18 protein-coding genes and 1 tRNA gene are annotated in these 18,233 nt (G+C 61.2%); 9 read left to right on the forward strand and 10 right to left on the reverse strand.

Annotated elements, in window-relative coordinates:
- The first annotated feature begins 242 nt into the window (after window positions 1-242).
- Window positions 243-2,384: a sodium-translocating pyrophosphatase gene (locus tag IHE39_RS04235; RefSeq protein WP_184768852.1), complete on the forward strand. Its 2,142-nt coding sequence runs from the start codon at window positions 243-245 to the stop codon at window positions 2,382-2,384.
- Window positions 2,385-2,550: 166 nt separating this feature from the next.
- Here the strand turns inward: IHE39_RS04235 and IHE39_RS04240 are convergent, their stop codons facing one another.
- Window positions 2,551-3,072, reverse strand: coding sequence for an outer membrane protein assembly factor BamE (locus IHE39_RS04240; RefSeq protein ID WP_434781277.1), 522 nt, complete (start codon window positions 3,070-3,072; stop codon window positions 2,551-2,553).
- 125 nt (window positions 3,073-3,197) lie between these two features.
- Between IHE39_RS04240 and IHE39_RS04245 the strand changes: the two genes are divergently transcribed.
- From IHE39_RS04245 to IHE39_RS04270, 6 genes are all read left to right on the forward strand, one after another.
- Complete coding sequence (locus IHE39_RS04245; RefSeq protein ID WP_184768854.1) at window positions 3,198-3,740, forward strand: ubiquinol-cytochrome C chaperone family protein; 543 nt, start codon at window positions 3,198-3,200, stop codon at window positions 3,738-3,740.
- Between the two features lie 13 nt (window positions 3,741-3,753).
- On the forward strand, window positions 3,754-4,308 hold the full coding sequence (locus IHE39_RS04250) for a YceD family protein (protein WP_184768855.1): 555 nt from the start codon (window positions 3,754-3,756) through the stop codon (window positions 4,306-4,308).
- A gap of 105 nt (window positions 4,309-4,413) precedes the next feature.
- Window positions 4,414-5,481, forward strand: a complete 1,068-nt coding sequence (gene plsX / locus IHE39_RS04255; protein ID WP_184768856.1) for a phosphate acyltransferase PlsX — start codon at window positions 4,414-4,416, stop codon at window positions 5,479-5,481.
- Between the two features lie 12 nt (window positions 5,482-5,493).
- Entirely contained in the window at window positions 5,494-6,465 is a 972-nt protein-coding gene (locus IHE39_RS04260; protein ID WP_184768857.1) for a beta-ketoacyl-ACP synthase III, read from the forward strand.
- A gap of 128 nt (window positions 6,466-6,593) precedes the next feature.
- Complete coding sequence (locus IHE39_RS04265; protein ID WP_055971437.1) at window positions 6,594-6,917, forward strand: integration host factor subunit alpha; 324 nt, start codon at window positions 6,594-6,596, stop codon at window positions 6,915-6,917.
- A gap of 116 nt (window positions 6,918-7,033) precedes the next feature.
- Window positions 7,034-7,573, forward strand: a complete 540-nt coding sequence (locus tag IHE39_RS04270) for a MerR family transcriptional regulator (RefSeq protein WP_067966704.1) — start codon at window positions 7,034-7,036, stop codon at window positions 7,571-7,573.
- Window positions 7,574-7,742: 169 nt separating this feature from the next.
- Here the strand turns inward: IHE39_RS04270 and IHE39_RS04275 are convergent, their stop codons facing one another.
- Window positions 7,743-8,423 (reverse strand): hypothetical protein, encoded by a 681-nt coding sequence (locus tag IHE39_RS04275; RefSeq protein WP_192565609.1) that lies wholly within the window; start codon window positions 8,421-8,423, stop codon window positions 7,743-7,745.
- A 294-nt stretch (window positions 8,424-8,717) separates the two neighbouring features.
- On the opposite strand from IHE39_RS04275, the gene IHE39_RS04280 reads away from it, so the two are divergent.
- A tRNA-Pro gene (locus IHE39_RS04280) sits at window positions 8,718-8,794 on the forward strand.
- A 174-nt stretch (window positions 8,795-8,968) separates the two neighbouring features.
- Here the strand turns inward: IHE39_RS04280 and IHE39_RS04285 are convergent.
- The 8 genes from IHE39_RS04285 to IHE39_RS04320 form a co-directional block, all read right to left on the reverse strand.
- Window positions 8,969-9,220: a hypothetical protein gene (locus IHE39_RS04285; RefSeq protein ID WP_192565610.1), complete on the reverse strand. Its 252-nt coding sequence runs from the start codon at window positions 9,218-9,220 to the stop codon at window positions 8,969-8,971.
- A gap of 274 nt (window positions 9,221-9,494) precedes the next feature.
- Window positions 9,495-9,746 (reverse strand): DUF1344 domain-containing protein, encoded by a 252-nt coding sequence (locus IHE39_RS04290; protein WP_184768861.1) that lies wholly within the window; start codon window positions 9,744-9,746, stop codon window positions 9,495-9,497.
- A 315-nt stretch (window positions 9,747-10,061) separates the two neighbouring features.
- Window positions 10,062-10,298, reverse strand: coding sequence for a DUF1344 domain-containing protein (locus IHE39_RS04295; RefSeq protein ID WP_115732453.1), 237 nt, complete (start codon window positions 10,296-10,298; stop codon window positions 10,062-10,064).
- Between the two features lie 478 nt (window positions 10,299-10,776).
- The gene (locus IHE39_RS04300; RefSeq protein ID WP_184768862.1) at window positions 10,777-11,013 is read right to left on the reverse strand and encodes a DUF1344 domain-containing protein; all 237 of its coding nucleotides are present in this window, start codon (window positions 11,011-11,013) and stop codon (window positions 10,777-10,779) included.
- 206 nt (window positions 11,014-11,219) lie between these two features.
- Entirely contained in the window at window positions 11,220-12,458 is a 1,239-nt protein-coding gene (locus IHE39_RS04305; RefSeq protein ID WP_192565611.1) for an O-antigen ligase family protein, read from the reverse strand.
- A complete protein-coding gene (locus IHE39_RS04310) occupies window positions 12,455-13,990 on the reverse strand; it encodes an undecaprenyl-phosphate glucose phosphotransferase (protein WP_184768864.1) in 1,536 nt (511 codons plus the stop codon). Before IHE39_RS04310 ends, IHE39_RS04305 begins: the two co-directional genes overlap by 4 nt.
- Window positions 13,991-14,087: 97 nt before the next feature.
- Entirely contained in the window at window positions 14,088-15,239 is a 1,152-nt protein-coding gene (locus IHE39_RS04315; RefSeq protein WP_192565612.1) for a glycosyltransferase, read from the reverse strand.
- A gap of 6 nt (window positions 15,240-15,245) precedes the next feature.
- Window positions 15,246-15,812, reverse strand: a complete 567-nt coding sequence (locus IHE39_RS04320; protein ID WP_192565613.1) for a polysaccharide biosynthesis/export family protein — start codon at window positions 15,810-15,812, stop codon at window positions 15,246-15,248.
- Between the two features lie 201 nt (window positions 15,813-16,013).
- Between IHE39_RS04320 and IHE39_RS04325 the strand changes: the two genes are divergently transcribed.
- On the forward strand, window positions 16,014-18,233 hold the full coding sequence (locus tag IHE39_RS04325) for a GumC family protein (protein ID WP_192565614.1): 2,220 nt from the start codon (window positions 16,014-16,016) through the stop codon (window positions 18,231-18,233).

An 18,233-nucleotide genomic window follows, 5' to 3' on the forward strand; every position in this document is an offset into this window, starting at 1 on the left:
ATGCGTAAGTCTTATGATTTAGAGCGTCCTTTGTGCGTCCTTCCGGACGCACGGCGCTCTAAAGCTCGACTGTCTTCAACAACGGGGCGGCGAAAGCCGAGAAACACCTTTTCGATATCTTGACGTGCGCTGCCCTGTTTCGGATTGTTCGCCAGAGGCCGGAAACCGCGTAGAGGCTGCCGGTCTCGTTCACTAGCCCGGGGAGGGGAATTCCGGGCGCAATCAGGGAAGAGAAATTGGCAATGACAATGCTTTACGTCGTCATCGCCTGCGGCTTGCTATCTGTCCTTTACGCCATATGGGCGACTCAGTCGGTTCTCGCAGCCGACCAGGGCAATGCGCGCATGCAGGAAATCTCCGCCGCCATCCGAGAAGGTGCGCAGGCATATCTGGCCCGCCAATACACAACCATCGCCATCGTTGGCGTCGTCGTGTTCCTGCTCGCATGGTGGCTGCTTTCCGCGACCGCGGCGATCGGCTTCTTGATTGGGGCAGTGCTTTCGGGGGCAGCCGGCTTCATCGGCATGCATGTTTCCGTCCGGGCCAATGTGCGCACAGCACAGGCGGCGTCCAACAGTCTGGCTGCCGGCCTCGACATCGCCTTCAAGTCTGGCGCCATCACCGGCATGCTGGTGGCTGGTCTCGCTCTGCTCGGCGTCTCCGTCTACTACCTCATCCTGACTGGCCCGATGGGCCATGCGCCTGCTGATCGCATCGTCATCGATTCGCTGGTGGCACTGGGCTTCGGTGCTTCGCTGATCTCGATCTTCGCCCGTCTCGGCGGCGGTATCTTCACCAAGGGTGCGGATGTCGGCGGCGATTTGGTTGGCAAGGTCGAAGCCGGCATTCCCGAGGATGATCCACGCAACCCGGCGACCATCGCCGACAACGTTGGCGACAACGTCGGCGATTGCGCCGGCATGGCCGCCGATCTGTTCGAGACCTATGCGGTGACGGTCGTTGCCACCATGGTGCTCGGCGCGATCTTCTTTGGCGGCACCGAAGTGCTGTCCAACGTGATGCTCTATCCGCTCGCCATCTGCGGCGCCTGCATCATTACCTCGATCATCGGCACTTTTTTCGTCAAGCTTGGCGCCAACGGCTCGATCATGGGCGCGCTTTACAAGGGGCTGATCGTTACCGGCCTGTTGTCGATCGTCGGCCTTGCCGCGGCAACGTCATGGACCGTCGGCTGGGGCGAGATCGGCACAGGCGGTGGTGTCGTGATCACCGGTCAGAACCTGTTTTTCTGCGGCCTCGTCGGCCTCGTGGTGACAGGGCTCATCGTCGTCATCACCGAGTACTACACCGGTACCAACAAGCGCCCGGTCAATTCGATCGCCCAGGCGTCTGTCACCGGTCACGGCACCAACGTCATCCAGGGCCTTGCGGTGTCGCTCGAATCGACAGCGCTGCCGGCGATCGTCATCGTTGGCGGCATCATCGCCACCTTCCAGCTTGCCGGCCTGTTCGGTACGGCAATCGCCGTCACCACCATGCTCGGCCTCGCCGGCATGATCGTGGCGCTCGATGCTTTCGGCCCGGTCACCGACAATGCCGGTGGCATTGCCGAAATGGCCGGCCTGCCCAAGGAAGTGCGTCAGTCTACCGACGCGCTTGATGCCGTTGGCAACACCACCAAGGCTGTCACCAAGGGTTACGCGATCGGTTCGGCCGGTCTCGGTGCGCTGGTGCTGTTTGCCGCCTATAGCTACGATCTGCAGTATTTCGCAGCCAACAGCGCGCAGTTCCCGTACTTCGCCGACATCGGCACGGTGTCGTTCGACCTGTCCAACCCTTACGTCGTCGCCGGCCTGATCTTCGGTGGCCTCATTCCCTACCTGTTCGGTGGCATCGCCATGACCGCAGTTGGCCGTGCAGCCGGCTCGATCGTCGAGGAGGTGCGTAAGCAGTTCCGCGAGGATCCGGGCATCATGAAGGGCACCTCGAAGCCCAACTATGCCCGCGCCGTCGATATCCTGACCAAGGCAGCGATCAAGGAAATGATCATCCCGTCGCTGCTGCCGGTGCTGGCACCGCTGGTCGTCTATTTCGGCGTGCTGCTGATCTCGGGCTCGAAGGCTTCGGCCTTTGCCGCCCTTGGTGCCTCGTTGCTCGGCGTCATCGTCAATGGTTTGTTCGTGGCCATCTCGATGACCTCAGGCGGCGGTGCCTGGGACAACGCCAAGAAGTCGTTCGAGGACGGCTTCACCGATAAGGATGGCGTCAAGCACATGAAGGGTTCCGATGCCCACAAGGCGTCGGTTACCGGCGACACCGTCGGCGATCCCTACAAGGACACTGCGGGCCCTGCGGTGAACCCGGCGATCAAGATCACCAACATCGTCGCACTTCTGCTGCTCGCCGTGCTGGCACATAGCTGATCAGACTTGGCGGGCGGCTACGCCCGCCAAGTTTATCAGGCACACGATTACCCCGTCCGCGCTTTGCGCGGGCGGGGTTTTTTGCTTGATGGGGCTCGCCAAAAAGAAGCCCGCGGAATTGCTTCCGCGGGCTGTTGCCTGAGATTTTTGAAACTGCGTGGGCGGATCAGCTGCCGCCGAAGATGCTGCTGGCCGCGCTCGAACCCATCTTGCCCGCGCCCGAAAGCAGCTGGCCGAGGAAGTTCTGGTCCTTGCCGCCGGTCGGCGTCGTGCGCGAAATGAAGTCGAACACCTTGCCTTCCTGCATGCCGTAGTTGGCAATGTTGGAGACGCGTCCGTCAGCGCCGAAATAGACGGCGAGCACGCGCTGTTCGATCAGCTTCGGCTTGGCGAACGCGACAGCGCGCCTGCGCGTCTGCGAGATGTAGTAAAACACCTCATTGTCGAAGGTCGCGGTCGTGGACGGCGTGCCGAGTGCCAGCAGAACCTGCTCGCGGCTCGAGCCCACCGGCACAGAGTCGATCGACTGTTGGTCGATGACATAACCCTGGGTCAGCGTCTCGCTGGGGGTCAGGTCACCGAATGTCTTCGAGGTGTTGCATGCCGACAAGGCGGCAGCGGCCACGATCAGCGACACGGCCCCAGCCGGACGCAACGAGAATGGCATCTTGAATTTCAGCGAGTGCAACAACAACTCCATCCTGTCGTGCCAGAGCCCCTGCTTGCGCGAAGCCGCAAAACCGGTAAACCAGCTTGCGCGCCGATGCAACAAGGCCACTAAGCGAAACGGGTCCCCGGGAGACCGCCCTCAAAATGTTCCAGCGTCTGTTTGGCCGTGAACGCCAAGCCAATCGCGCCATCACCGAGGCGCTCTATACACGAATCGTGGCAGCCGCGCGGCAGGAACCATTTTATTCCGCATGGAATGTTCCCGACACGCCGCTTGGTCGCTTCGAGATGCTTTCGCTGCACATGTTCCTGTTTCAACACCGTCTGCGCGGCGAACCGGGGGCGTCGGCCGACATTGCCCAGCGTCTGATCGATGAGTTCTTTCTCGACGTCGACCATTCGCTGCGCGAGCTAGGCATCAGCGACGTCGGCGTTCCCAAGCGTATGAAGAAACTGGCGAAGATGTTCTACGGCCGTACCGAATCCTACAAGAACGCGCTTGAAGCAGATGACCGCGCAGCGCTCGCGGCGGCACTTTTGCGCAATGTCCGCCCGGATATGAAGGAATGGCCGGAAGCTGCCGCACTTGCCGAATATGTCTTTGCGGCGAATCGCGCCCTTGCCGACCAGCCCTCGGAAGACATATGTGCCGGCAAACTGACATATCCGGCGCCGCTGGCAGCCTGAAGGAGGCCACCCCATGATGCCTGACGAGACACCGAGCCCGGTTTCCTTCAAGATCAACGTCGCCAGACTGCCCCAGAAAGGCATGCCTGTCATTGTCGATGCCGGTGTCGCCCAGCGTGCTGCATTGGCCGAGGCCCATGGCCTGTCGTCGGTCGAGCGTTACAAGGCGGACCTGCTGGTCACCAAGTGGAAGCGCAATGGCATCAAGATCCGCGGCCGGGTCCAGGCCGAGATCACCCAGGCATGCGTCGTCACCCTCGAACCCGTTACGTCTGTGATCGACGAGGATGTCGACGGCGTCTTCCTGCCCGAGGATTCCAAGCTTGCCAGGCTGGGCTTCAACGCGGCTGGCGAGATCCTGCTCGACGCCGAAGGGCCGGACGCGCCCGAAACCTTCACCGGCGACACCATCGATGCAGGTGCGCTGGCCGAGGAGTTCTTTGGCCTCGCCATCGATCCTTATCCCCGCAAGGCCGGCGTCGCAGTCGCCAGTACTGATGACGATGACGTCGAGCCGGTCGAGAGCGAATTCCAGAAAAAGCTCCGCCTAATATCCAAGAAGCTTTGAAAACGCCCACCGTTTCGCGTAATCCCGGTTGTGCGGTTATCCAAAACCGTTACTTTCGCCGGACTTTTGCGTGCCCAGCTACGCCAACAGTGAGATGACCGACGCGTGATCAAGATTTCCATTGATGCCATGGGTGGCGATCACGGCCCTTCCGTGATCATTCCTGCCCTGGCCAAGGTCGCCACCAGGCGTACCGATATTCGCTTCATCATCTATGGCCGCGAAGAAGTGGTCCGTCCCGAGCTTGCCAAGCAGCCTAAGCTCGCTGCCGTCAGCGAGTTCGTGCACTGCGAGGTCGCGGTGCGCATGGACGACAAGCCGAGCCAGGCATTGCGCCAGGGTCGCTGGAAGTCGTCGATGTGGAAGGCCATCGAGGCCGTCAAGTCGGGCACGTCTGATGCCTGCGTCTCCGCCGGCAACACCGGCGCGCTGATGGCGATGTCGAAATTCTGCCTGCGCACCATGGCGACCATCGACCGCCCGGCGATCGCGGCCCTGTGGCCGACGTTGCGCGGCGAGAGCGTCGTGCTCGACGTTGGCGCCACCATCGGCGCGGACGCGCACCAGCTCACCGATTTCGCCATTCTGGGCACCGGCATGGCACGCGCATTGTTCGGCATCGACCGGCCGACCGTCGGGCTGCTCAATGTCGGCGTCGAAGAGATCAAGGGTCAGGAAGAGGTCAAGGAAGCCGGGCGCATGCTGCGCGAGGCCAACATGGCCTCGATGAACTACCAGGGCTTCGTCGAAGGCGACGACCTTGGCAAGGGCACCACTGACGTGGTCGTCACCGAAGGTTTTTCCGGCAACATCGCGCTCAAGACCGCCGAAGGCACGGCGCGCCAGATCGCCGGCTACCTGCGCGAAGCGATGAGCCGCACGCTGATGGCCAAGATCGGCTACATCTTCGCCAAGGGCGCTTTCGACCGTCTGCGCGAAAAGATGGACGTTCGCCGCGCCAATGGCGGCGTCTTCCTCGGCCTCAACGGAATCGTGGTGAAAAGCCATGGCGGCGCCGACTCGGACGGCTTCGCCGCTGCCATCGAAATGGCCTATGATATGGTCCGGAACCGGCTGCTCGACCGCATCGAAGCCGACCTCGACCTGTTTCACGCACGCAACCCGCATGCTGCAATGGGCCGCCCGGCGGCCGCGGTCGAAGATCAGGAATAGGATTTTTTCAACGTGATCAGATCAGTTGTGCGCGGCATTGGTTCGGCGCTGCCCCGCCGCATCATGAAGAACGCCGATTTCGAAGGCATGGTCGAGACTTCCGACGAGTGGATCGTCCAGCGCACCGGCATCCGCCAGCGCCATATCGCTGCCGACGACGAGACGACCGCTTCTCTTGGCGAGGCGGCAGCCCGCGCAGCGCTTGAAAACGCCGGTCTGACGCCTGACGACATCGACCTGATCGTGCTTGCCACCTCGACGCCGAACAACACGTTCCCGGCGACGGCGGTTGAAATCCAGAACAGGCTTGGCATGCGCCATGGCTTCGCCTTCGACATGCAGGCGGTGTGCAGCGGCTTCGTCTATGCCGTCACCACCGCCGACCTCTACATCAAGGGCGGCCTTGCCAAGCGCGTGCTGGTCATCGGATCCGAGACCTTCTCGCGCATTCTCGACTGGAACGACCGCTCGACCTGCGTGCTGTTCGGCGATGGCGCCGGTGCGCTGGTGCTGGAAGCCCAGGAGGGGCAGGGCACCATCGCCGACCGCGGCGTGCTGGCTGCCAGCCTGCGCTCCGACGGCACGCATAAAGACAAGCTTTACGTCGACGGCGGACCGTCGACGACGGGCACTGTCGGTCATCTCAAGATGGAAGGTCGGGAAGTCTTCAAGCATGCCGTCGGAATGATCACCGACGTGATCGAGGACGTTTTTGCCCAGACAGGCGTTTCCGCCGAAACCCTGGATTGGTTCGTTCCGCACCAGGCCAACAAGCGCATCATCGATGCTTCGGCCAAGAAGCTGGGCATTTCCGAGGAAAAGGCGGTCGTTACCGTGCATCTGCACGGCAACACCTCCGCCGCCTCGGTGCCATTGGCTCTGTCGGCTGCCGTGGCCGACGGACGCATCAAGAAGGGCGACCTCGTGATGCTCGAGGCGATGGGCGGCGGTTTCACCTGGGGCGCCGTCCTCGTGAGGTGGTGATCGCGTAGGCTTCGGCCTCCGCGCAACGTCTTGGAAAGGTCATGGGATCGGTCCTTGACCTTGACGGATCAATTACTTAACCTCCGGCGCGTTGCTGGATTTCAGATATTGAGGATGGGGCCCGTCGCATGGGGGGAAAGACACTGACACGTGCCGACCTCGCTGAATCCGTCTATCGGAAAGTCGGCCTTTCGCGCACGGAATCGGCGCAACTGGTCGAAACCGTTCTCGACGAAATCTGCGAAGCAATCGTGCGCGGCGAAACGGTCAAATTGTCGTCTTTCGCCACGTTCCACGTGCGCGACAAGAACGAACGTGTCGGCCGCAACCCCAAGACCGGCGAAGAAGTGCCGATCCTGCCGCGCCGGGTGATGACCTTCAAGGCATCCAACGTTCTCAAGAGCCGCATCCTGCGCGCTCATCAGAACGGCAAGTCCAAGGCCGCCAAGTAGCCAATTTGCTTCGACTATCCGGTTGATAGCCTGGTGCGTGATTCGCACCGGGCTTGAATGTTGTTGCCCAAAGCGCTGAAATAGATCACGAATCGTTTTTTGCGAAAGTGGCGACCATGGACAAGAGCCCCGACGCCTTCCGCACCATAAGTGAAGTTGCTGAAGATCTTGATTTGCCGCAGCATGTGCTGCGCTTTTGGGAAACCCGTTTCACCCAGATCAAGCCGATGAAGCGTGGCGGCGGCCGGCGATATTACAGGCCGCAGGATGTCGAGCTGATCAAGGGCATCCGCCACATGCTCTACGAGCAGGGCTACACCATCAAGGGCGTGCAGAAGCTGTTGCGCGACAATGGCAATCAGTTCCTGGTTGCCATTGGCAGCGGCGACATGAAGGCCGTCGAGGCGATTGCCCAGCGCAAGCAGGCTGAAGCGCCCCTGACACCGGCAGCGCAGCCGCGCGGTCCCGATGAGGAGATGCTGGTGGGCGAGGCGCGTGCCAAGCCCAGTCGCCGCTTCTTCGGCCTGGGCAAGGGCGATGACGAGGGGCCGGTGGCAGCTGATTCCGGCAAGCTTTCCCGCGACAACCGGGCGCTGCTGCAGGAGGCGCTGTTCGACCTGCTCGAATGCAAGCGCCTGCTCGACCAGGTTCGCTGAGGCCGGTAAGGCCAACAAAAAATATTCTGCTCGGGAATGAAGAAGTTTGACGGGAAAGCTGCCGAAACGGGTTGATGGCTTGCCGGCGAGAGCCAAAGCGCCTGCGCGAGGGAAGGCAGGAGGGACCTCATGGGTTGTTGGCGAGGACGTCGCTGATCGCTGCCGAAACCTATCGAGTGATCAGGGCGCACGCCTCCCACAACTCCATTGGCTTTGGGTGGGGCCTTGTACGTGCGTTCGGATGATGTCGTTCTCCAGCGTTTGCCGTTTGGGTAAACCGGCTAATTTCCTTTTTCGCTATCCCGCCGTTAGGCAATCCATCAAGCGCTTCAAAAGCCTTGTACAGCTCGAACCAACCCGGCTTCCCCTCCAAGTAGCGAAGAGCACTGCCGATTTCTGGGTTTAGCGTGGCGGCCCGCATCCAAAGTTGTGCTCGGGATGGTGTAGGTTGGGGTTGGACTACTTTGCCTTGCGCGTCAGTCAAAGTTAGTTCGGCCATGCCGCCCCGAATTCGCATTGCGGTGCCCTCCGCCTTTATGTAGCGGTGCCTTCGCGGTTGGCCCCCGTGAGAAAAATCGACAACAGCTCCATCTGTGACGGGGTCGGTATCCGCGTTCTTTGACATCGCTACGTTGAGCGTACTGAACAGCTGTTCGGCAAGGTTATGCACCTCTCCGCTGCTGGCAATTCCGTCAAATATTGTAGATCGCAGGACCAGGTAATCGCCTGCGTCGTTCTTGACCTCTTCGACGAATGGGTCGAACGGCGGCTTTAGTAATGCGCGCCAGACCCTCTTGTCCTGGTCGGCGCCGTTGATTTCAACGCCCCAATGATTGCTGGCCTGACTCATTCCTTCTCCTCGCTGTTGAGGACACTGCAATCGGCAAGCAAAACGCCACAGATATACAAACGTAGAAACGAAGCGCCACTTCCGCCATGTCGCCCACGGGTGGTTCATGAAGTGTCTCCCTTAAGACGGCCGATTCGGGAGCGGCAGGATGAGATATCCACAGAACGACCCGCAACACTGTGGGGCTTTTCGTCTGGCTTCGCGCTGCTTTGCCGAAAATGATCGGCTTATGATCTCCGCGAGCGATTTAGGTCTTGCGCCGTAAACCCCGAATATATATGCCTCCCCTCGGTCCGGAGTGTAGCGCAGCCCGGTAGCGCACTTGACTGGGGGTCAAGGGGTCGTCGGTTCGAATCCGGCCACTCCGACCATTTTTCCCTTCCCCTAAATTTCACCAGAGTTCTGAACGGTTCGCCGGCCGCCGCAAGGCGGTGATCCTTGTTCTGCTGGCTCGCGGTGCATGCTTCTTTAAATGAAGAACGCCATGGACGCTGGGTGGCGTCCATGGCGTTGTCTCAGGTCAAGGCCGATGCCGGCGCAGGATGCTAGCTGGCCGAACCCACCATCACGGATTCGATCTTGGCGCCGTTGTCATGCTGGTCGATTGCCACCAGCTTGCCGGGTGCCAGCTGCGGCGGGATCGCGACGTCGCGCGGGATGGTGAAGCTCTCGCCATTGGTGAGCGTGATGACGCGGACCGCCGGGTTGAACTTGGCAACGACGCCATCGACTTCGGTAGCAAGGGCTGCGCCCGACATGAGGGCAAGAGCGGATGCTGCAAGGATGAGCTTTCTCATTGTACTTCTCCTATCGCTCTATGACCAAGGATCGGATCCGGGAGGGAGATGCCAATTGCTTGGTGCGGAGAAGAAACATCCTGCTGTTAATTTGGTTCGGTAAACAACAAACACAAATAGCTCACGCGCTTTTGCTGTTGTCACGGTGTCGCACTGTCTTGAATTTCTGGCAGCGCGGTCAGCTGCAGGCTGAGATTGGCAGCGGTCAGGTCGGATGCGCAAAAGCCATGGGCGTGGCGCGCCCATGGCTTCAGGTCTTTTCGCTGTGGCGGCGCTACATCATCTGCGGGCCGGCCAGCACGTTGCGGACGACATCACCCTCGTCGTTGAAGAGGATCGAGATCTTTTCGCCGACCTTGACCGACGGCAGGGCGACATCGCGTGGAATTGTGTAGCTGCCGCCGCCCTGGAGCGTGATGACGCGGGTGTCGGCATTGAAGCGGGTGACGACGCCGCTGGCGTCCGAGGCGAGGGCGGAGCCGGAGAGGAGTGCGAATGCGGCTGCAGCCAGGATGAGCTTGTTCATGATCGTTCTCCTGATGGGGTTATGCGAGGTGCTGCTTGTTGCGGGACACCTTGCTGACACCATCAACTACGATCCGACGTCGGTGCTTGTTACGCGCCAACAGGTAAACTCTAGACACGTTTTGATCACGTGAACTTGCCGCGCGGCGGTGAAACTCTGGTGGCGAGTTGCCGTTCGCGCGGGGCATTTTCAATGCCGATGATTTGGCATCGCCATGTCCTGGAACGCCAAAAAAGCCATGGGTGGGAGGGCCCATGGCTTTTTGTCGAGGTGAGGCCGGCTTGGGGTAAGTCGGACCATCAATGCTGATCCGCCTTAGCGTAGAACGGCATTGACCTTGTCGCCTTCGCCGTTGAGCTGGATCGATACCTTTTCGCCAGCCTGGATCGCCGGGATGGCGACATCACGCGGAACGGTGTAGCTCTGGCCGCTCTCGAGCGTAATGACGCGTGCCTGTTCGTTGAACTTGGCAACAACGCCGTTTGCAGACGAAGCAAATGCAGCGCCAGACATCATGGCGATAGCCGAAGCGGCAAGGATGATCTTCTTCATTGTTTTGGTCCTTTCAATGTTCGGTAGCGAATAGACGGTTAATTGTTTTGTCGTTTCGCTTACCACTGAAAGATAGGCACCTATCTTTCGAATTTCCATAGGCTGGGTGGTCACTCTGAGTCACAAAGCGGTCACGCTGAGTTGAGCCGGCAAACGGGTGCCGGACCGTTCACAAATCGGCGCAACTGTGCGCAACGCCCCCGGGCGGGAAAACGAATCTGCTCGCTGCAGTGAGACGCGAGCCCGGTCTATCGTGGAGGACAGTGAAAGTGTGCAGGAGCGAGCCTGCATCTGGATGCAGGTCGGTTGCTCGATCGCGCTGGCTGGGCAATGCGGCGTTGGATGGAGCGCGGGGCGCATTGTGGAGCCGACGGCGGATTGCCAAATGTGCGCTGCGTCACAAACGAAAAAAGCCACGGGTGGGAGGGCCCGTGGCTTTTTCGGAGGTAAAGGCAGTTGAAGGGTATGGCGGTTCCGCTTAGCGGAGGACGCCCTGGACCTTGTCGCCTTCGTCATTGAGCTGGATCGATACCTTCTCGCCGGTCTGGATCGACGGGATAGCAACGTCACGCGGAACCGAATAGCTCTGGCCGCTTTCGAGCGTAATGACGCGTACGGCTGGGTCAAACTTGGCAACAACACCTTCAGCGGACGAAGCAAGTGCTGCACCAGACATCAAAGAGAGAGCCGAGGCGGCGAGAATGATCTTTTTCATGGAGGTAGTCCTTTCTTTTTTCGGTAGCGAGGCGGTTGTTTTTTGTTTTCCCGTCTCGCTGACCACTGTGAGATAGGCGCCTACCTTTCCGATTGCCATAGGCCGATCGGTCACTCTGATTCACAAAGCGGTCACGCTGAGTTGAGCCGGCAAACCGGTGCCGGACCGTTCACAAATCGGGAATCTTGTGTGCAACGGCGGGCGAGTCAGGCTGTGCGCAAAGCCATGGCTTGCTGGTGGCGGGCTTCAAGAGCGATCGAACCCCAGATCAGGCCGAGCAGCAGGTAGAAGTGGCGCCAGTGGTCGGTGTCGATGACAGTGCCAAGCGCGATATGGCCGAGGAAAACGACATAGGCCGACAGCAGATAGGGCTGCCACGGCCTGTCGCGCAGCAGGATGCGGAACCCGGCAGCGACAGTCCAGACGATCAGCGTCAGGTAGCTGGCAAAGCCAAGCCAGCCATAGTCCATCAGCGTCTTGAGCCAGATGTTGTGGGTGTCCTCGCCATAGATCTGGCCGAACACCAGGGGGCCGATGCCGAAAGGTTTCTCCGTTGCCAGAAGGAAACCGATGGCGTAACGGGCGAAGCGGCCAAGGCGCGCGCCGTCATAATCCTGCACGAGTTGGGCACGCGTGGTGAACAGTTCGGCGATACTCGGGATCTGCAGGACGATCAGCAGCGCCACGGTCAACAGCGCGACAGCCGCGATGCTCATCACCACGATCCGCAGTCGGAACCTGCCGCTGTCGCTCTGCAGGAACAGGAAACCGGTGAGCAGGATCGCCGAGGCGCCGAACAAGCCCCAGGCACCGCGCGAGAACGACAAGAAGATGCCGCCGGTGACGATGAGCAGCGGTACGGCATAGATCGCCATCTTGAGCGGGTTGCCGGTCAGCACACGGTAAAGCAGGTAGATGCCGGGCAAGGTGAGGAACGGGCCGAAGACGTTCGGATCCTGGAAGGCGCCGGCGGCGCGGCCGAATTTGGTAAACATCTCGGCGCCCGGCACCGCTCCGAAATAGCCAAGGATGCCGAGTACGGAAGTGAAGACCGCGGATGTCACCCAGGCCAGGAAGATGACCCTGAACAATCTGGGGTCGGCCTCGGTGACCGCGGCGAAGAAGATCGCGGTGAAGCCGAGAAACAGCGACACCGCCAGATAGAGTGGGGTGTTCATCAGGTCCGCCATCTGCGTCATCGCAAGCATGCCGCCGATGTTGAACGCCACGATCAGCACGACCAGCGGGGTGATGGCGCTTGAAATGCGCAGGCCGAAGAGCGACCACACGGCGATCAGCCCGGCCATGTAGAGTTCGTAAGGTGCGGGCTCGCGGATGACGAAGCCCGACAGCAGCACGCCCAGCGCGATGGCACCGGTGGAAATGAGCCCGATCAGCTTGGCGTTGATCGCGGCTCGCGGCAGCTCATAGGTGATCGTGCTCAATAGGCGTTTTCCGTGTCGAGCAGGCGGATCGGCGTCAGGAACAGGATCTTGATGTCGAACCAGAGCGACCAGTTCTCGATGTAATAGAGGTCGAACTCGGTGCGCTTGCGGATCTTCTCGTCGGTGTCCATCTCGCCACGCCAACCGTTGATCTGAGCCCAGCCGGTGACGCCGGGCTTGACCTTGTGGCGGGCGAAGTAGCCATCGACCACTTCGTTGTAGAGCAGGTTGTGTGATTGGGCCGCGATCGCATGCGGGCGCGGGCCGACCAGCGACAGGCTGCCGAACAGCGAATTGAAGAACTGCGGCAGCTCGTCGATCGAGGTCTTGCGGATGATACGGCCGACGCGGGTGACGCGCGGGTCGTTCTTGGTCACGGTCTTTTTCGCCGATGGGTCGGACAGCTCGGTGAACATCGAGCGGAACTTGTAGACCTCGATCACCTCGTTGTTGAAGCCGTGGCGCTTCTGCTTGAACAACACCGGGCCTTTGCTGTCGAGCTTGATGGCGATCGCAGTCGCCAGCATCACAGGCGAAAAGACGATGATGCCGAGCAGGCTGAAGATGATGTCGAAGGCGCGCTTGGCGACCGAGTCCCAGTCGTTGATCGGCTTGTCGAAGATGTCGAGCATCGGCACGGCGCCGATGTAGGAATAAGAGCGCGGCCGGAATTGCAGCTGGTTGGAATGTGCCGACAGGCGGATGTCGACAGGCAGGACCCACAGCTTCTTGAGCAACTGCAGCACCCGGGTTTCGGCGGTCAGCGGCAGCGACACGATCAGCATGTCGATGCGTGCAATGCGCGCGAATTCCAGCAGCTCGGAGACGGTGCCGAGCTTGGGATAGCCGGCGACGATCGGCGGCGAACGCCTGTCGTCACGGTCGTCGAAGATGCCGCAGATGCGTATATCGTTGTAGGGTTGCTGTTCAATGGAGCGGATCAGCACCTCGGCGGCCTTGCCGCCACCGACGATGACCGCCCGTCGTTCCATGCGCCCGTTGCGGGCCCAGCGCCGGATGACGCGCGCCATGATCAGGCGCTGGCAAACCAGCAGCGCCAGCCCAACAACGAACCAGCCGCCGAACAGCAGTCGCGAAAACTCCGCCGAAACCTTCATGAAGAAGGCGGTGACCGCCATCAGGGCGAAGGTGGTCGCCCAGCACAGCGCCATCCGTCCCAGCGAGACGCCCGGCCGCATCAGCGATTGCAGCTGGTAGCAGTCCATGATTTCGAAAAAGACGATCGCAGCCGCAGCGGCGGCCAGAATGACAAGCGGGTATTGCCAGCTGAGGTGACCGAGGAAACCGACGTGATAGGCGTAGAGCACCAGGCCCGTGACAAACAGCATGGCGAATTCGGTCAGGCGCAGGATGCCGCTGAGCATGACAGGGGACATGGTGTCGCGACGGTACTGAGCGGCCACCTCTTGCGCGACGCTGCTCAGCTTGGCCTTGTCCGACGGCTTGCTGTCGCCATCAGCCGCCTTGACGGCTTCCGGGGTGAAGCGGCGCTTTGGGTCGAAATTGTTCATCGTCGTCGATCTGTTGGCCGGTCGCCCGATTGCCAGATTGACATATCAAAGATGAGCTAAGAAACCCTTGAACAAGAAAATTGTCTCGTAGCGCAGTTCAGGCGCGACGCGACGGCAAGGCGGAGAAGTATGCTTTCTCGACTTCGCGAGCCATCACTTCGACGCCGAAACGCGCTTTCAGTTCAATGATATCAGGCATTGCTGCGGCATAGCTTGCCGGCGACTGGAAGGCCTCGATCATCTTAAGGCTTATTTCACCAGAATCCGGATTTACCAGAGCAAGCGATTGGGCCCCGAGGATTTCGGGGATGCCGCCAACTGACGTCGCGACGATTGGCTTGCCGGCGGCAAGCGTCTCAAGAACGATGTAGGGCATCGCCTCGGCACGCGACGGCACGACAACGAAGCGGGCAAGGGCAAAAGCCTGTCGCGCCGGCATTGGCGTCAGAAAGCGGACATTGCCGACCAGTTCGAGCCTTTTGACCTGCGCGTGGTAACGCGGCAGGTCATCGCCATCACCGACCATCACTGCGGTGACGTCGCGGTCGAGCTTTTGCCGCGCCGCGTCTAACGCGTCGATGAACAGGTCGGGACCCTTCAGGTCGCGCATCATGCCGATATAGAGAAAGTCGGCAGCGTCAGGCTGGGCTGCCACCGGTTCGAATTCCGCGTCGCTGAGGCCGTTATAGACCAGGCTGTTGGGGACGCGTGGCTTGCCGACCTTGCGGATGAAGGTGCGGCGCTCGTAGTCGGAGACGAAAAGCAGATGATCGGTGAAGTGCTCCATCAGGCGTTCAAGCCCGAAGAACAGCTTTCCGGTCATCGTCTTTTCGTCATAGTGCAGCGAGCCGCCATGCGGCGAGTAGAGGCGGGCCACGCAATACCTTGAAACCCGCAACAGTGAGCCGAACGCACGCGCATAAGCACCACCTTTGGCGCCATGCCCGTGCAGCACGTCCGGCCGCAATTCCTTGATGATCTTGTAGGTGCGCCAGCCATCGGCAATGTCGCCGGGGCCGATATGGCGCTGCATCGACGTGCGCCTGATACCAAGCGCCAGCATTGGCCGGATCGCCTCGAACAGGCGCTCCTCATGCTCGCCGCCGGTGGTCGAGTCGCAAATGATTCCGACCTGGTGGCCGGCAGCCACCTGGGCCTCTGTCAGGTCGCGCACATGCCTGAAGATGCCGCCGACCGGCGACCTGAAGCAGTGGACAATCCTGAGTTGGCGGGGCGGGGTCTGCTGCACGGCGACTCAGAACAGCCGCTCGCGGACGTAGATCGTGTCGCCGGGCAAAAGCGGGTCGGTCGTCAGCACGCGCCCGGTCATCACCTTGCCGTTGATGTCGCGGGTGATGTCGACATTGCCCTGGTTGGCGCGGGCGCTGTAGCCGCCGGCCATTGCCACCGCCTTCTGCACGGTCAGGCCGGGGACATATGAATATTGCCCGGCAGCACCCACTTCACCCATGACGAAGATCGGCCGATAGCGATCGATCTCGACCGAAACGTCGGGGTCGCGCAGGTAGCCCTGGCGCAGCTTGGCGGCGAGTGCTTTTTCGACTTCCTGCGCGGTGGAGCCGCGCGCCGGCACGCCACCGACGAGCGGGAAGGAGATGTAGCCCGACTGGTCGACGCTGTAGGTGTTGGTCAGGCCTTCCTGCTCGAAGACGGTGACCCGGATGCGGTCGCCGGCGCCGAGACGGTAGGGCTGGTCGAGCACTTCATGAAAGGCGGCAGGCGCTGGGCGATAGCTCGAGCAGCCGCTGACGACCAGCATGGCTGCGAGAAGCGCATGGCAAAGGGGAAGGGAGCTTTTCATTTCGGCAGACACACCTTCGACTGCTTGCCGCCACGCAGCGGAATATCGGTTCGCGACAGTTATCGACTTGTTAGGGTTAATGCCCGGTAAAGGACACGCTCATCTTGCGAGGCTGAGGTTGTATCTCGCGCGGCGATGTTAACGCATGGGTTACCATGTTTGTTTACCATGCAGTCTGCTCAGCCTCGGAGTAGGAACTGCATGTCTGGCGTCCAATCCACTGCCGGTGATGTCGATGTCGATCTGCGCCAGCTCTTCGCCAGTCTTGCGAGGAACTGGCTGCGCCTGGTGTTGTTTTCGGTTGCCGTCACCGCTCTTGCCTTCGTGCTGGCCTCGCTGGCGACGCCGCAATACCGCGCCGAGACCCGACTTTTGATCGAAACGCGCGAGTCGGTCTTCACGCGACCCGACGGCAGCGGCGAGAATGAGCGGCCCATCCTCGACGAGGAGGGCGTGACGAGCCAGGTCGAGGTCATCGGTTCGACCGATATCCTCAAGCAGGTTGCCAAGAAACTCGATCTGGCCAGCTTGCCGGAATTCGATGCCGCTTCGGAAATGTCGACGATTTCGCGTCTCCTGGTCATTGCCGGGCTCAAGAGCGATCCAAGCGAATTGCCGCCCGAGGAGCGCGTGCTCAAGGCGTTTCGCGAAAAACTCACCGTCTACCGGGTCGAGAAATCGCGCGTCATCGTCATCCAATTCTCCTCGGCCGATCCCAGGCTCGCCGCAGCCGTGCCGAATGCGATCGCCGAGGCCTATCTCGATTTCCAGCGCGGCTCCAAACTTGAGTCGAGCACCGAGGCGACGGATTGGCTGAAGCCCGAGATCGCCGACCTGAACAAGCGCGTCAAGGATGCCGAGGCGAAGGTCGCCAGCTTCCGCTCGCAGTCCGACCTGCTCGTCGGGCAGAACAATTCCGCGCTCGCCACCCAGCAGCTGTCCGAACTCTCCAGCGAGCTGTCGCGTGTCCGTGCCAGCCGTTCGGCGGCCGAAGCGACAGCCCAGAGCGTGCGCCAGGCATTGAAGGGTGGCGGTTCGATCGACGCCATTCCCGAGGTGCTGTCGTCGGGTCTCATCCAGCGCCTGCGTGAGCGCCAGATCCAGCTACGCACCGACATCGCCGATCTTTCGACCACGCTGCTGCCCAATCATCCCCGCATCAAGGCGCTGAATTCGCAACTCTCTGACCTCGACGCGCAAATCCGCTCGGAGGCTGAAAAGGTTCTTGTTGGATTGGTCAACGAGGCCAGCAACGCCGACCTTCGCGAAAAGCAGCTTGTCGCCGACCTCAACAGGCTGAAGGTGGAATCAGGACGCGTATCGGAAGAAGAGGTCGAACTGCGGGCTCTCGAGCGCGAGGCCGCTGCACAGCGAGCGCTGCTTGAATCCTATCTCACCCGCTACCGTGAGGCCGCGTCGCGTCAGGACCGCAACTATCTGCCGGTCGACGCGCGGGTGTTCTCGACCGCGATCGTGCCCTCCGAATCCTATTTCCCGAAGATCATCCCGATTGTCGGCGCTGCCTTTGTCAGCTCGCTACTCGTGATGGCGATCTTCACGCTGCTGAAGGAGCTGTTCTCCGGCCGCGCCATGCGGCCTGCAGCCGGCGCGCGCGTCACGCCAGTCGAGCAGGTGGCGATGCCGGTGCGCCGCGCCGCAAACTTGCCGGAAGAAGACGCGCCTCAGGCGTGGGTCGAAGAGCAAGAGCCTGCACTTGCTGTGCCGCTCGCCGACGACGATGGCGAGCCGCTGATGTTGGTCGATGCGCAAGATTACGTGGCTGCCGCAGAGCAGCCAGCCTTGGAAGCTGCGCCTGCGCCGACGCATGGCGGTATCAGCATCGAAACTGCCGCCGAGAAACTCATCGCCGGCGGCGCTGCCCGTGCCATTTTCGTGTCGCCAGAAGGCGATGACGCTGCAGCGACCGCGGTGCTGGTTGCCCGCGAGGTCGCCGATTCTGGTCTGCGGGTGCTGCTGCTCGATCTGACGGCCTCAGGTGCTGCGGCAGGGCCGATGCTCGACGGTGGCCGCTATCCCGGCATCACCAACCTTCTGGCTTCCGAAGCCCAGTTCACCGATGTCATCCGTGCCGACCACTATTCGGATTGCGATGTCATGCCGGTGGGCACTGCAGATCCGGCGCGCGCCATGCGTGCCGCCGATCGTCTGCCGATCATCATGGAATCGCTGACGACCGCCTATGATCTCGTCGTCGTTGAATGTGGGCCAGCCGATGCCGGCGAAATCAGGCGTCTTGTCGGCGATGGCACCGAGGTGCTGGTCAGCTTCCTCCACCACGACGACGAGATTGCCTATGTCGCCGATGGCCTGCGTGCCGGTGGCTATGAGGACGTCATCTTGGTGACCCCGGTAGGCCACCACTTGCCGACGACGCCGCAACCGACGCGGTCGGCTGCCTGA

It is taken from the genome of Aminobacter carboxidus, from assembly GCF_014863355.1.
GTDB classification, from domain to species: domain Bacteria; phylum Pseudomonadota; class Alphaproteobacteria; order Rhizobiales; family Rhizobiaceae; genus Aminobacter; species Aminobacter carboxidus.